Annotated in this window: 9 protein-coding genes; 3 read left to right on the forward strand and 6 right to left on the reverse strand. The window is 67.2% G+C overall.

Annotated elements, in window-relative coordinates; genetic code table 11:
* Nucleotides 1-30 precede the first annotated feature (30 nt).
* The 4 genes from AC3WLE_RS24040 to AC3WLE_RS24055 all read right to left on the reverse strand — a co-directional run bounded on the left by AC3WLE_RS24040 (nt 31) and on the right by AC3WLE_RS24055 (nt 8,490).
* Nucleotides 31-1,479, reverse strand: coding sequence for an efflux transporter outer membrane subunit (locus AC3WLE_RS24040; protein WP_492321483.1), 1,449 nt, complete (start codon nt 1,477-1,479; stop codon nt 31-33).
* Nucleotides 1,476-4,634 carry an efflux RND transporter permease subunit gene (locus AC3WLE_RS24045; RefSeq protein ID WP_492321484.1) on the reverse strand — a complete coding sequence of 1,053 codons (3,159 nt, stop codon included), beginning with the start codon at nt 4,632-4,634 and terminating at the stop codon, nt 1,476-1,478. Before AC3WLE_RS24045 ends, AC3WLE_RS24040 begins: the two co-directional genes overlap by 4 nt.
* Nucleotides 4,631-5,875 (reverse strand): efflux RND transporter periplasmic adaptor subunit, encoded by a 1,245-nt coding sequence (locus tag AC3WLE_RS24050; RefSeq protein ID WP_492357591.1) that lies wholly within the window; start codon nt 5,873-5,875, stop codon nt 4,631-4,633. Before AC3WLE_RS24050 ends, AC3WLE_RS24045 begins: the two co-directional genes overlap by 4 nt.
* A 218-nt stretch (nt 5,876-6,093) precedes the next feature.
* Nucleotides 6,094-8,490 carry a carbohydrate-binding family V/XII gene (locus tag AC3WLE_RS24055; protein WP_492357592.1) on the reverse strand — a complete coding sequence of 799 codons (2,397 nt, stop codon included), beginning with the start codon at nt 8,488-8,490 and terminating at the stop codon, nt 6,094-6,096.
* A 349-nt stretch (nt 8,491-8,839) separates the two neighbouring features.
* Between AC3WLE_RS24055 and AC3WLE_RS24060 the strand changes: the two genes are divergently transcribed.
* Entirely contained in the window at nt 8,840-9,985 is a 1,146-nt protein-coding gene (locus AC3WLE_RS24060; protein WP_492321487.1) for a metallophosphoesterase, read from the forward strand.
* Between the two features lie 197 nt (nt 9,986-10,182).
* On the opposite strand, the gene ettA is transcribed toward AC3WLE_RS24060, so the two are convergent.
* On the reverse strand, nt 10,183-11,850 hold the full coding sequence (gene ettA / locus AC3WLE_RS24065; protein WP_492320378.1) for an energy-dependent translational throttle protein EttA: 1,668 nt from the start codon (nt 11,848-11,850) through the stop codon (nt 10,183-10,185).
* A 138-nt stretch (nt 11,851-11,988) separates the two neighbouring features.
* Here ettA and AC3WLE_RS24070 point away from each other — a divergent pair, with 138 nt between their 5' ends.
* Together AC3WLE_RS24070 and AC3WLE_RS24075 are read left to right on the forward strand one after the other, a co-directional pair.
* Entirely contained in the window at nt 11,989-12,213 is a 225-nt protein-coding gene (locus AC3WLE_RS24070) for a hypothetical protein (RefSeq protein ID WP_010812270.1), read from the forward strand.
* A 49-nt stretch (nt 12,214-12,262) separates the two neighbouring features.
* Nucleotides 12,263-12,787 carry a YgjP-like metallopeptidase domain-containing protein gene (locus AC3WLE_RS24075; RefSeq protein WP_492320447.1) on the forward strand — a complete coding sequence of 175 codons (525 nt, stop codon included), beginning with the start codon at nt 12,263-12,265 and terminating at the stop codon, nt 12,785-12,787.
* Here the strand turns inward: AC3WLE_RS24075 and AC3WLE_RS24080 are convergent.
* Nucleotides 12,769-13,665, reverse strand: coding sequence for an endo alpha-1,4 polygalactosaminidase (locus AC3WLE_RS24080; RefSeq protein WP_492353034.1), 897 nt, complete (start codon nt 13,663-13,665; stop codon nt 12,769-12,771). The genes AC3WLE_RS24075 and AC3WLE_RS24080 overlap by 19 nt on opposite strands.
* Between the last annotated feature and the right edge of the window lie 331 nt (nt 13,666-13,996).

Consider the following 13,996-nt stretch of genomic DNA (forward strand, 5'->3'; position numbering starts at 1 on the left):
GATGCGGCTGGCAGGCGCCAGCCGCCCCTGCTACCGCCTCAACACCTTCGCATCCCCCTGCATCCCCGCGTCGCGCACATCCTGCGGCACCGACGGCCAGCCGCCGCCGAGCGACTTGTACAACGCCGCGGTGCCGGTCAGCACGTCCACCTGCCCCTGCACCGCCGACAGCTGCGCGGCGAACAGCTTCTCCTGCGCCGTGGTCACCTCCAGGTAGCTGGAATAGCCGCCCTCGTAGCGCGCGCTCGACTGGTCGGCATAGACCACCAGGCTCTTCTCCTGCTGGCGCAGGCTGACCAGGCGGTTGCGGGTCTCGATGCCGTTGGACAGTGCACTGTTGACGTCGGCCAGGGCCGACAGCACGGTGCCCTGGTAGGCCAGCATGGCCTGGTCGCGCTGCGCCGAGGCAGTCTGCACCTGGCCACGGATGGCGCCGCCCTGGAAGATCGGCTGGGTCAGGCCGGCACCGATGCCCCACACCTGCGAGGCACTGTGCCACAACCCGGCCGGCGAACTGGCAATGGCGCCGAACAGCCCGCTCAGGTTGACGGCCGGCAGGTACAACGCCTGCGCGGCGCCCAGCTGCGCATTGGCGGCGATGGCGGACTGCTCGGCCTGCAGCACGTCCGGCCGGCGCGACAGCAGCGCCGCTGGCAGGTCCGCACCCACCGGCGGAGGCTGCAGTTCATTGACCGGCTTGCCGCGCTCGATCGGCCCGGGCTCGCGGCCCAGCAGCACCGACAGCGCGTTCTCGGTCTGCGCGATGCCGCTGCGCAGCACCGGGATCGTCGCCTCGGTCACGTAGAAATCGTTCTCGGCCTGCGACAGCTCAACCTGCGAGATCACCCCGCCCTCATAGCGCTGCCGGAAGATATCCAGTCCAGCCCCGCGCGCCTTCAGTGTCTGCTGCGCGATCTCCAGCTGCGCGTCCAGCCCGCGCAGCGTGGCATAGCCCTGCACCACCGATGCCGCCAGTGACAGCACCACGCCACGGCGCGCGTACTCGGCGTTCCACAGGCTGGCCTCGGCGGACTCCGCCTGGCGCCGGATGCGGCCCCACAGGTCGATCTCCCAGCTGGCATTGGCGAGCAGCTGGTACGAGTTGCGCGGGCCATCGAGCGACGCGAACGGCGTGCCGTTGAAGGTGCCGGCGCGCTGGCGCGTGGCCGCCGCAGACAGGTTCACCTGCGGGAAGAATCCCGAGCGCACCACCATCAGCTGGCCGCGGAACTCATCGATGCGGACCGCGGCGATGCGCACGTCGTAGCTGTTGCGCAGCGCCGTCTCGACCAGCGTGTTCAGCACCGGGTCGCCGAAGCTGTCCCACCAGGCGCTGTCCGCAGCCACGGACAGCACCCCGGTATCGATACGGTACTGGGCCGGCTCGGGCGTGGCCGGGCGCTCATAGTTCGGGCCGATGGCACAGCCGCCCAGCGCTGCGGCCAGACAGGCACCGGCCAGCCGGTGGCGTGCGCTCATGACGGTTCTCCGGCCGGTGGCGTGGTGGTTGCGGCCCCGACCTTGGGCTTCGGCTTGCGCTCGGACATTACCTCCAGCCCCCAGAAGAACATCGGGATGAAGAACAGCGCAATCACCGTGGCGCCGAGCATCCCGCCAATCACGCCGGTGCCCAGCGACTGTCGGCTGGCCGCCGACGCGCCGCTCGCGATCGCCAGCGGCACGCAGCCGAGGATAAAGGCAAGCGAGGTCATGATGATCGGACGCAGGCGCAGCTTGGCCGCATGCAAGGCCGCGTCGTAGGCACTGAGGCCTTCCTTGTGCCGGATTTCCACCGCGAACTCGAAGATCAGGATGGCATTCTTCGCCGCCAATGCAATCAGCACCGTCAGCCCGATCTGGAAGTAGACGTCGTTCTGCATGCCACGCAACAGGATGGCAACCAGTGCGCCGAACAGCGCAAACGGTACCGCCAGCAGCACACCGAACGGCAGCGTCCATTTTTCGTACTGCGCCGCAAGGATCAGGAACACCATCAGCAAGGCAAAGGCAAAGACCATCGCTGCCGTCGATCCGGCGGTCTTCTCCTCGTACGCCTGTCCGCTCCAGGCAAAACTGTAGCCCTGGCCAAGCACTTCCCGCGCCACGTCCTCCATGGCCGCAAGCGCCTGGCCGGAGCTGTAGCCCGGCGCGGCATCGCCCATGATCTTGGCGGCCGGGAAATTGTTGAAACGGGTCATGATATCGGCGCCCGGGACATACCGGGATGTCGTCACCGCCTTGATCGGCACCATTTCGCCAGTGCGGTTGCGCACGTAGACCTTGTCGAGATCCTCCGGACGCGAGCGGTAGTCGGCCTCGGCCTGCAGGATCACCTGGAACAGCCGGCTGTTCTTCGGGAACTGGCTGACGAAGAGCGAACCGAACATGGTCTGCAGCGCGGAATAGACCTGCTCGACGGGCACGCCCTGGGTTTCGGAACGTTCGCGATCCACCTCCACCAGCAACTGGCGCGAGCGCGTGTTGATAGTGGAATTGATCCCGGTCAGCTCTGGCCGCTGCCGGGCCTTGGCGATAAAGGCATGCACCCGCTCCTCCAGCTGCTGGTAGGTGCCGTCCGCCGTGCTCTGGAGCCAGAACTCAAAACCACCGGTGGTTCCCAGGCCCGGGATCGAGGGCGGGTTGATCGGAATGCTTACACCGTCCTGGTAGCCCGCAAACTCCTTCTTCGCCTTGGCGATCAGGTCCGCCGCGCTCTCGCCCTCCTTGCGGTCATGGAAACCCTTCAGCGTGATGAACAGGGTGGAAGCATTGGCCTTGTTCTGCGAATCGATCAGGCTGTACCCGTCCACGGACGCCACCGAGCTGACGCCGGGCTGCTTGGCGTACCAGGCCTCGGCACGGGAGGAGAGGTTGCCGGTGCGGTCCAGGCTGGCGGCATCCGGCATGACCACGGCACCGAACAGATAGCCCTGGTCCTCCACCGGCAGGAACGACGACGGTATCCGCACGAACATCAGCACGCTCACCCCGATCATGACAAGGATGATGACGATGGAGATCACGGTCCGCCTGATCACGACCTGCAGCGACTTGTCGTACCCCTGGATCAGGCGATCGAACGAATTGTTGAACCACTGGAAGAACCGGTTCTTCTTGTGCTCGCCGGGCTTGAGCAGGATTGCCGCAAGCGCCGGCGACAATGTCAGCGCCACCACCCCGGACAGCACCACCGACACCGCGATAGTGACGGCAAACTGCTTGTAGAGCTGGCCGGTAATGCCTGACAGGAACGCCACCGGGATGAACACCGCCAGCAGCACCAGCACGATCGCAACCACGGGGCCGCTCACCTCGTCCATGGCACGCTTGGCCGCCTCCTTTGGTGGCAGCTTGAACTCCACCATATTGCGCTCGACGTTCTCTATCACCACGATCGCGTCGTCAACCACAATGCCGATGGCCAGCACCATCCCGAACAAGGTCAGCATGTTGACCGAGAAGCCGAACATGCTCATGCCGACGAAGGCGCCGATGATCGACACCGGCACGGCCAGGATCGGCACGATGGTTGCGCGCAGGCTCTGCAGGAACAGGTAGACCACCAGGATCACGAGGATCACCGCATCGCGCAGTGTGTGCACCACCTCGTCGATCGATTCGTTCACGAACTCGGTGGTGTCGAGCGCAACCTCATATTCCAGCCCCGGCGGGAACGACTTCTTCAGTTCCGCCAGCGTGCCGCGCACCTGCTTGGCCACGTCCAGCGCATTGGCGCCCGGCTGCTGGTAGACCGCCAGCAGCGTGGCGGTCTTGCCCTTGTAGCGGCTGCGCAGCGAATAGTCCTTGACGCCGAGTTCGGCCCTGCCGATGTCCTTGAGCCGCACCAGCGCGGCGTCGCCCGACTGCGCGCGCAGGATCATGTTCTCGAACTCGGCGGGCTCGGTCATCTGGCCCTTGGTCGCAATCGGGAACGTCTGCAGCACGGGATCCGTGGTCGGCGACTGTCCGATACGGCCGGCGGAGAACTGCTGGTTCTGCGCGCTGACGGCGTTCTTGACGTCTTCCGTGGTGATGCCCAGCGACGCCATCCGGTCCGGCCGCAGCCAGAGCCGCATGGCGTAGTCCGGATTGCCGAAGATCGCCGACTGGTTGGCGCCGGGAATGCGCTTGAGCGCATCCAGCACATAGATGTTGGCGTAGTTGCCGACAAAGGTCTGGTCGTAGCTGTTGTCCGGCGAAAAGATGGCAATCACCATCATGAACGCGGACGAGCGCTTCTGCACGGAAACGCCCTGCGCCGTGACCGCTTCAGGCAGGGTCGGCAGCGCCAGGTTGACCCGGTTCTGCACATCCACCTGCGCCAGTTGCGGATCGGTCCCGATTTCGAAATACGCCGTCAGGGTCAGGTCACCCGTCGAGGAACTCGTCGAGTTCATGTACATCATCCGGTCCGCGCCGTTGACCTGCTGCTCGATCGGCGCCGCGACGTTCTGCGCGACCACTTCCGCGCTGGCTCCCGGGTATCGAGTCGTCACCGTGATCGACGGCGGCGTGACGTCCGGGAACTGGGCAATCGGCAGTTTGGTCAGCGCGACCAGGCCGCCCACCACGATGATGATGGACAGGACCGACGCAAAGATGGGTCGGTCGATAAAGAAGTGGGCAAGCTTCATGGCTTGCTCCCTGCGCTCTGCGTGCTCTCGGCCTGGACGGGGGATGACGCGCCTGGCGCACCCGGTGCGCCCGGTGCGCTGGCGGGCGCCGCACCCGCCGGGGGCTTCTGGCCGGACGCGACCTCGGTGGCCTTGACCGGCGCGTCGGGCGCCAGCCGCAGCCCGCCGCTGACGACCACGCGCTCGCCCGGCTTCAGGCCGGAGCGGATCACCCAGTTGTCGCCGGTCCACTGGCCCACGTCGACCACGCGCTGCTGGGCCTTGTTGTCCGCGCCGACCACCCACACCATCTGCCCGCGCGGGCCCTGGATGACGGCTTCCTGCGGCACCGCCACGGCCTTGGTGCGCTCGGCGCCATGCAGCTTCACGCGCACGAACTGGCCGGGGCGCAGCGTGCCGTCAGGGTTGGCGACCTCGGCGCGGATCATGTAGGTGCCGGTCTCGGCGCTGAACGAGGCATCGGCAAAGGTGATCTTGCCGTGATGCGGGAACTGGCTGCCATCGGCCATCACGATCACCACGTCAAAGGCGCCCTTGGGCGGGAACTTGAGCGCGCCGGACTCCTGCTCCGAGCGTGACGACAGCACCTCGTTCTCGGACAGGCTGAAATTGACCCACATCGGGTCGAGCTTGGCCACGTAGGTGAGCAGGCTGTTCGACGGATCGATATAGCTGCCCGCCTGCTTCTTGGCAAAGCTCGACACGCCGGTGACCGGTGACTTGATCGTGGTATAGCCCAGGTTCAGCCTGGCATTGGTGACATTGGCCCGGGCCGCCTCGACCGAGGCCGCGGCGGCCTGCTGCTTGCCAACGGCGTCGTCCAGGTCGCGCTGGCTCAGCGCGTTGCGCTCGGCCAGCGGGCGCACCCGCGCCAGGTCGGCATTGGCGGTCTTGAGCCGCGCCACCTGCTGCGCCATTTCGGCATTGGCCGCATCCAGTGCCGCGGCGAACGGCTTGGGATCCATCAGGAACATGGTCTCGCCGGCCTTGACCACCGCGCCCTCGGTATAAACGCGCCGGTCCAGGAAGCCATTGACGCGCGCGCGGATCTCTACCTGCTGCGAGCTCTGGGTCTGGCCGACGAAGTCGTAGACGATCGGCACATCGCGCAGCGCCACCGTCATCGTGCCGACCTCCGCCGCGGGCGGTGCGCTGGGCGCCGGTTTGTCCTTGCCGCAGGCGGCCAGCGTCATCGCGCAGGCCAGCCAGAGCGCGCCGCGCCAATGGAAAGCAGTGTTCACGGATCCCTCTCCCGCCATGGTTATGCACGCGATTGCCGCGCGCGCACGCCGGCGACCTTCCGTCGCGCCGGACCGGTGGCCGCACTCGCCTCTTTACCGGCAGGGTAAGGCTCGGCCCTGCAGGCGCCAATTCAATTCTTTTGTAGGCGTCTTTACTGCTTTCGACTTGCTTTCGCCCGCACCCGCGCAGTTGCCCGCGCTGGCTGCCAAGCCCTGGCTCAGCGGCGGAACCCGCCATGGAAGCCGCCGCCGCGGAAACCACCGGCACGGCCGCCAAAGCCGCCACCGCCGCCGCGCCCCTGCCACTGCTGGGCCGTGCCCTGGAAGCGCTGCTGGCCAACCTCGCGCGCCTGGCGCTGCTGCTCCAGCCGTGCCGTGGCGTCGTTGCCGGACTGCACCGGCTGCCAGCCGCTGGGGGTGTGCTTCTGCCAGCCGTCGTCGGTGTGCTGGTACACCGAGCCGTCGTGGCCGGCATACACGTTGCCGTTGTTCCACACCACCGCATTGTTCTTGTCCGGATTGGCGACAAAGCCACGGCTGCCGGCAGTGTGCTGGCCGGTCTGCGTATTGCCGGCAATGCCCGCCTCGGCCGCGCCGACGCGGCCGGTCTGCGCGTTGTAGCCCGCCGCCTGGCGGCCGGCGGCATAGTTGCCGGTGTAAGTGTTGCCGGCCACGCCGCCGCGCGCGGCGCCCTCGCGCCCGGTCGACGGATTGGCGAACGAGCCCTGGCGGCCCGCCGCATAGTTGCCGGAATAGGGATTGAACGCCGCACCGCGGCTGCCCTGGTAGCGCGCCCCGGTGGCGGGGTTGTAGCCGGCGCCGGCGGTGCCCCGCCATTCGGTGCCGGTCCAGGCGTTCCAGCCCTGGGCGTGGGTCACGGTACCCTGGCCCCAGCGGCCGTAGAAATTGGCCTGGTTCACGTTGACGTAGTTCCAGTTGTACGCGCCGCCCCACCAATAAGGGCCCCAGTACGGCGAGGCCGCGCCCCAGAACGCGCCCGCGGCGAAGCCGAAGGCAAAGCCCTCGGCCATGCCGATGCCAAAGCCGGCGCCGTAGCCATAGGTGGCCGGGTAGCCGTAGTAGACCGCGCCCACATAGGGCGGATAGACATAGCCGGTGCCGTACACCACCGTGCCGTCGGCGCTGACCACCACGCCCATGTAGCCGGGGGTGTAGCCCACCGCCACGGTCTCCGGCGTGACCGAATAGATGCGCACGTAGGTCACGTAGTACACCGGCGAAGTCGGCGGGATGGTGTAGATCGCCGACGGCACCTCGGTGGCCACATGCCACGGGCCGGACGGTGCCGGCGCCGTGAACCAGACGCCGTTGGCGACCGCGTAGTAGTGGCTGCTGTCGACCTCGATCACCGGCGTGCCGCTGTTGACCGCGTAGCTGAGCGAGGTGCCGGTGATCGGCGTGAAGCGCGGCGCGCCGTCATACGCCACCGCCAGGCTGGCCTTGCTGCGCGACACCGTGGCGGTCTGCGGGATGGTGGCGGCGATCTCGGCCTCGCGTGCCTGCGGCGTGCCGGGCACCGAGACCAGCACGTTGGCCTTGGGATCGGTCGCCGGGATCCTGGCGAAGTCTGCCGGCAGCTGGCTGCCGGGCACGTACTCCCACGGCCCGGTCAGCATCGGCGCGCGGAACCAGCGGCCCGAGACCAGCACGTAATACTGGTTGGCGGCCGGATCGACAAAGACCGCGTGGTCGGCATTGGACATCGTCAGCAGGCTGACGCCGCTGACCGGCGTCATCTGCGGCGCGCCGCTGGTCATGACCAGCTCGGTCGGCTGCGTGGCAAAGAGGATCGCCGGCGCCCTGGCCGGCCGCTTGCCGTCGGCCGGCAGCATCGTGTCGGGCTTCATGCCGGCCGCCGCCTTGGTGGCCGCGCCCTCCAGCGCCTTGGGCACGGTCGTCATCACTTCCCAGGCGCCGCCGGCCGATTCGGAGCGATACCAGTAGCCGGCCGCCTTCAGGTGCAGCTCGCCGCCGGATTCGCGCAGCAGCAGCGCACGGCTGTTCAGCGCCCGTTCGTACTGCGTGCCCGGCACGGCGCGCCAGGCCGGGTCGCCGTCGACCAGCACCAGCAGCGTCGGCGTGGTGGCAAAAAGGATCTGGGGCGCGTCATTGCGCACCGCCACGCGGCCAGCCTTGGCCAGTTGCTGCGATACCGCATAGCTGGCCTGCAGCTGGTCCAGCGGCACCGTCAGCCCGTTGGCCGGCAGGCGCGACACCAGCGCCTGGCGCACCCGGTCGGCGGCGTCGGGCCGCGTCGGCACTTCGACGCTGTCCACCGTGATCCGGGTCAGCTGCACCAGCCCGGAAGGCTTGTCGATATCGCCGGTGGCCGAGAAATGCACCACGCCGTAGGTCGGCGAACCCGATTTCTCGCCCACCGCCACCGCCGCGCGCCCGGACAGCCGGTTGCCGTCCCAGGTCTCGATCTGGGGCTGGTACAGCTCCACGTGATCGTTGGCGGCGTCGAAGTTGCGCGGCCAGCTCAGGGCAGCCGCGGCTGGCTTGGCCGGCGTGGCGGCGTGCGGGCTGAGCGGGGCGAGTGCAAGCCACGCCGCGGCGATCAGGGCGCTGGTCTGCTTCAGGCGAAAAGACATGGGTTTCTCCGGGAGGAAGCCGCCTGCGCCGGCGGGCCGGCACCGCGGGCACGATGCTGCACAACAGGCGGCCCTTCCCGCGAATCTAAATTAGGCCGCAAAGGCGAACAATCTGATTCGAAAACATTCAGGATCTGCCAGAAAAAAGACAGATCAGCCGGCCTCGACAGCGGTCTTCATACAAGTAGGAGTCGGGGCGGCGGGCCGCCATGTCAAGCCGCAATGCGCCGTTGCGACGCGCGCGGGCGAGGCGGGTGTGCATCTTGCTTGGCCTGATGCCACCCCATCGCCCCTTGAAGCCGCCCCCCCGCGGCCTCATCTTCAAAGACTCCCCCTGGCCCCCGCCCCCATGCCTCCACGCACCACCATCCTGACCGCCGCCCTCGTGACAGCCCTGCTGCACGGCTATATCGGGCTGCGCCTGCTGCCGGCGATGCCGGTGCCGATGGCGGTCAAGACACTGGCCGTCATCTGGCTGGCCCTCTCCTGCGCCCTGCTGCCGGCCGGGCTGCTGGCGCGGCGCGTCAGCCAGCCCTGGTCGGACCTGGTTTCCTGGATCGGCATGCTGGCAATGGGATTCTTCTCATCCCTGCTGGTGCTGACGCTGGTACGCGACGTGGCGCTGGCGGCGGCCTGGCTGGCCGGGCAACTGCTCGGCTGGCACGCGCCCGGCCTGTCCGCGGGCAGTGCGGTGGCGGTGCCGCTGCTGGCGCTGCTGGTCACGCTGGCCGGCTATATCAATGCCCGCCGGCTGGCACGCGTGGTCGAAGTCGACGTGCCCGTGGCCGGCCTGCCTGACGCCCTGCATGGTTTCACCATCGCCCAGATCAGCGACATCCATGTCGGGCCCACCATCAAGCGGCCCTACCTCGACCGCATCGTCGACCGCGTCAACAGCCTGCAGGCCGACGCCGTCGCCATCACCGGCGACCTGGTCGACGGCACCGTGCGCGAACTTTCCGCGCACACCGCGCCGCTGGCCCGGCTGCAGGCGCGCCACGGCACCTACTTCGTCACCGGCAACCATGAGTACTACTCCGGCGCGGAGCCGTGGATCATTGAGCTGCGCCGCCTGGGCGTGCGCGTGCTGATGAACGAACACGTGGTGCTGCAGCACGACGGCGACGTGCTGGTACTCGGCGGCGTCACCGACTACTCCGCCGGCCGCTTCCACGAAAGCCACCGCAGCGACCCGCACCGCGCCATCGCCGGCGCCCCGGCACACGCCGGCGCGCGCGTGCTGCTGGCCCACCAGCCACGCACCGCTGCCGCCGCGGCGGAAGCCGGTTTCGACCTGCAGTTGTCCGGCCATACCCACGGCGGCCAGTTCTGGCCGTGGAACCTGTTCGTGCCGATGCAGCAGCCATACACCGCCGGACTGGTGCGGCATGGTTCGCTGTGGATCTATATCAGCCGTGGCACCGGGTATTGGGGACCGCCGAAGCGGCTTGGGGCGCCGTCGGAGATTACGCGGGTCAGGCTGGTGCGGGCGTAGGCATGATTGCCGCTGAGGCGAAGCAAAAAGCCCCGCTCAACTGAGTCGGGGCCTTGCTTGTGGCGGCGCCTCGGTTTCGAAGCGCCACTTGTTTGCTCCCTCTCCCGCAAGCGGGAGAGGGAGCAAACCCGCTGCGTGTGAAGGTTGTCAGCAACGTGCAGGCGCGCAGGCCGGCACTCTATCGCAAACAGAGCCCATCACCGCACAATCGGCTTGTATCGAATCCGCTTGGGCTTGGCCCCTTCCTCACCCAGCCGCCGCTTCTTGTCCGCCTCGTACTCCTGGTAGTTCCCCGGGAAGAACTCCACATGCGAGTCGCCCTCGAACGCCAGGATGTGGGTAGCAATCCGGTCCAGGAACCAGCGATCGTGCGAGATCACCATCACGCAGCCCGCGAATTCCAGCAGCGCATCTTCCAGCGCCCGCAGCGTTTCCACGTCAAGGTCGTTGGACGGTTCGTCCAGCAGCAGCACGTTGCCGCCAGCGATCAGCGTCTTGGCCATGTGCAGGCGGCCGCGTTCGCCGCCCGACAACGTGCCGACCTGCTTCTGCTGGTCGCCGCCCTTGAAGTTGAAGCGGCCGATATAGGCGCGCGACGGCGTTTCGTACCTGCCCACCGTCAGGATGTCGGAGCCGCCCGAGATCTCTTCGAACACGGTCTTGGTGCCATCGAGCGCATCGCGGCTCTGGTCGACGAACGCCATCTTCACGGTCGGCCCGATCCTGATCTCGCCGCTGTCGGGCTGTTCCTTGCCGGTCAGCATGCGGAAGAAGGTCGACTTGCCGGCGCCGTTCGGGCCGATGATGCCGACGATGGCGCCCGGCGGCACCTTGAAGCTGAGGTTGTCGATCAGCAGGCGGTCGCCGTAGCCCTTGCTCACGCCGTCGAACTCGATCACCTCGTTGCCCAGGCGCTCACCCACCGGGATGAAGATTTCCTGGGTTTCGTTGCGCTTCTGGTAGTCCTGGCTGTTCAGTTCGTCAAAGCGGGCCAGACGCGCCTTGGACTTGGCCTGGCGGCCCTTCGGGTTCTGGCGCACCCACTCCAGTTCCTTGTGCAGGGCCTTCTGGCGTGCCGATTCGCTGGCCTCTTCCTGCTTCAGGCGCGCTTCCTTCTGGTCCAGCCACGAGCTGTAGTTGCCCTTCCAGGGGATGCCCTGGCCGCGGTCCAGTTCCAGGATCCACTCGGCGGCGTTGTCGAGGAAGTAGCGGTCGTGGGTCACGGCCACCACGGTGCCCGGGAAGCGCGTCAGGAACTGTTCCAGCCATTCCACCGATTCCGCATCCAGGTGGTTGGTCGGCTCGTCCAGCAGCAGCATGTCGGGGCGCGACAGCAGCAGGCGGCACAGCGCCACTCGGCGCTTTTCACCGCCGGACAGGTTGCCGATCGTTGCCTCCCACGGCGGCAGGCGCAGCGCGTCGGCGGCGATTTCCAGCTGCAGTTCGACATTGTTGCCGTCGCTGGCGGCCAGGATGGCTTCGTACTTGGCCTGGTCGGCGGCCAGCGCGTCAAAGTCGGCGTCCGGCTCGGCATAGGCCGCGTAGATCTCGTCGAGCTTCTTGCGCGCCTCGAACACGCCGCCCAGGGCCTCTTCCACCGACTCGCGCACGGTCTGCTCGGGATTGAGCTGCGGTTCCTGCGGCAGGTAGCCGATGTTCAGGTTGGGCATCGGCGTGGCTTCGCCCTCGATTTCCTTGTCGAGGCCGGCCATGATCTTGAGCAGCGTGGACTTGCCCGAGCCGTTCAGGCCCAGCACGCCGATCTTGGCGCCGGGAAAGAACGACAGCGAGATGTCCTTCAGGATGTGACGCTTGGGCGGGACGATCTTGCCCACGCGGTTCATGGTGAAAACGTACTGTGCCATGGGTGCGTGTTGGAGGGTTGTTCGGGAATGGCGGGAGTGTATCAGGCAGGCGCGGCGCGCTGAGGCGGTCCTGCTTGATTCCGCCCTGGCCGGTACAATGACAGGTTCGATTTTTCGCCGACTTCCCAAGCCATCGCCATGAGCAAACCCGCCCTGACCCTGAAGTTCAAGTGCAAGAAGTGCACCAAACCCGTCACGCTGTACCTGCAAAAGACGTCGGCCTGCTCGCACATCACCCCATACCAGGGCTTCTGCAAGTGCGGCGAGATGATGCGCCACGCCACCGGCGACAAGGATGCGGTCGAGTCCTTCGTCAACTCGCTGGACAACAGCTGGATGCACCACCATCACCACCACCACTGAGCAGGCCACTGCCGTGACTGAAACCTGGCGCCCCGCCGGCAAGGACCCGATGCGCTTTCTGGGCGGCTACCCGCCCGGCGTGCTGGACCAGGTGCGCGAGCTGATCGCCGCCGGCCGGCTCGGGGACCATATCGCCCGGCGCTACCCCGGGCGCCACACCGTGCAGACCGACCGCGCGCTGTACGAATACACCACGGACATCAAGCAGGAATACCTGCGCAGCGCGCCGCCGCTGCACAAGGTCGGCTTCGATGCGCGCCTCGATTCGGCCCAGCGTGCGCTGGGCCTGCACACTGCGATCTCGCGCGTGCAGGGCGGCAAGCTCAAGGCCAAGAAGGAAATCCGCGTGGCGTCGCTGTTCAAGGAAGCGCCGCCGGAATTCCTGCGCATGATCGTCGTGCACGAACTCGCCCACCTGAAAGAGAGCGATCACGACAAGGCCTTCTACCGGCTCTGTGAACACATGGAGCCGCGCTACCACCAGCTGGAATTCGATACCCGGCTCTACCTGGCCTGGCGGGAGCTGGAACGCGCTGCCCCCGCCGGCGCAGGCACTCAGGCGTCGCAGGCGTAGCGGAACGAGCCGTTCAGCGTCTTGGGCAGCACCAGCGTGCGCAGGTTGGCGGCCTGCGCCTTGGCGCACAGCCCGGCGCGCGTGGCCGCGTCCCTGTACTTGGTGGCGTACTCGATCTGGAACACCGGCTTGCCCTGCCCCGTGAACGCCGTATAGGCGCCGCACTCCCGGTACTGGAAGCACTGCTCGTTGATGGCGAAATCGAAGCTCGCCGCCAGGTCGGCCACCTGCTCCACATCGTTCTTCAGCCCCACCGCCAGCCCGCGCGCATGCGCCTCGGCCGCCAGGAAGCGGTTGTAGTCGAGCTGGGTCTCGGCCGTCAGCGGCAGGCCGGTGCTGTTGGTATAGCCATCGACATTGTCCGGATCGACCGCGTCGCAGCCCTTGCTGACCGCCAGGTCCATGCGCGCCTGCATGATGCGGCGCACGTTGGCCGAGCGCGTATCGAGCCAGCGCTCGCCCGCCCAGCCTGACAGCGGCGCGCCCATGTCGGCGGCGGCAAACTGGTTGTAGTCGGGGCGCCAGTCCTCGGAGCTGCCCGCGGAGAAATAGCAGATCACGCGCCGGCCCTGGGCCTTGAGCGCGGCGATGGTGGCCTGCGGCGTATCGAACAGGTCGAAGTCGTAGGCGGTCACCGCATAGCTGGTGTTGAGCTTGCCGGTCAGCTGGATCTGCCAGGTGTCGGTGAGCGCCGGTGCCCAGCGCGTGGTGGCGCTGGTGGTTGCCGTTACCCCGTATTTCGTTGTCGTGGCCGCCGTGGTCGTCGCCGTCGGCGACACCATTTCCGTCTGGCCCCCATCCCCGCCGCAGCCGCCCAGCGCCATTGACAGCGCAACAGACAGCATGGCCCCCGCCATCACCGCAAAGTTGCCGTGCATGTTTTCACCCCTTCCCCGTGATAAACCCCGTTCAAAGCAATCGGCCCGAGTTCTCCCTGCCCCGCGCCGGCGGGCCTGCCACCACGGTTCTTGCAATGTAGCGGATTCGTACCATGGTTGGAATGCACGTGCACCCGCTGTTCGTGCGGCGCAACACATGATGCGCTTGACGCAACGCTCGGGCGCTATGTATAAAGAGCGCGTGGGTAGAAGCGGTCGATTGGACAGCAGCGGTGCAATGCCGCGAGGTTCAACTGGAGATTGCTCACTGACGGAGTGTTTCGTCGGTGGCGCAGTGGTCCAACAGCTCCCCTGACAAAGACTCCCGATA

The organism is Cupriavidus sp. FW306-1B-F12B (assembly GCF_058781795.1).

Coding starts and splice junctions, on each gene's coding strand:
- AC3WLE_RS24045 (WP_492321484.1), bottom strand. CDS start 4,634: ATGAAGCTTGCCCACTTCTTTATCGACCGACCCATCTTTGCGTCGGTC.
- AC3WLE_RS24060 (WP_492321487.1), top strand. CDS start 8,840: ATGCCTCCACGCACCACCATCCTGACCGCCGCCCTCGTGACAGCCCTG.
- AC3WLE_RS24055 (WP_492357592.1), bottom strand. CDS start 8,490: ATGTCTTTTCGCCTGAAGCAGACCAGCGCCCTGATCGCCGCGGCGTGG.
- AC3WLE_RS24075 (WP_492320447.1), top strand. CDS start 12,263: ATGCGCTTTCTGGGCGGCTACCCGCCCGGCGTGCTGGACCAGGTGCGC.
- AC3WLE_RS24080 (WP_492353034.1), bottom strand. CDS start 13,665: ATGCACGGCAACTTTGCGGTGATGGCGGGGGCCATGCTGTCTGTTGCG.
- AC3WLE_RS24070 (WP_010812270.1), top strand. CDS start 11,989: ATGAGCAAACCCGCCCTGACCCTGAAGTTCAAGTGCAAGAAGTGCACC.
- AC3WLE_RS24040 (WP_492321483.1), bottom strand. CDS start 1,479: ATGAGCGCACGCCACCGGCTGGCCGGTGCCTGTCTGGCCGCAGCGCTG.
- ettA (WP_492320378.1), bottom strand. CDS start 11,850: ATGGCACAGTACGTTTTCACCATGAACCGCGTGGGCAAGATCGTCCCG.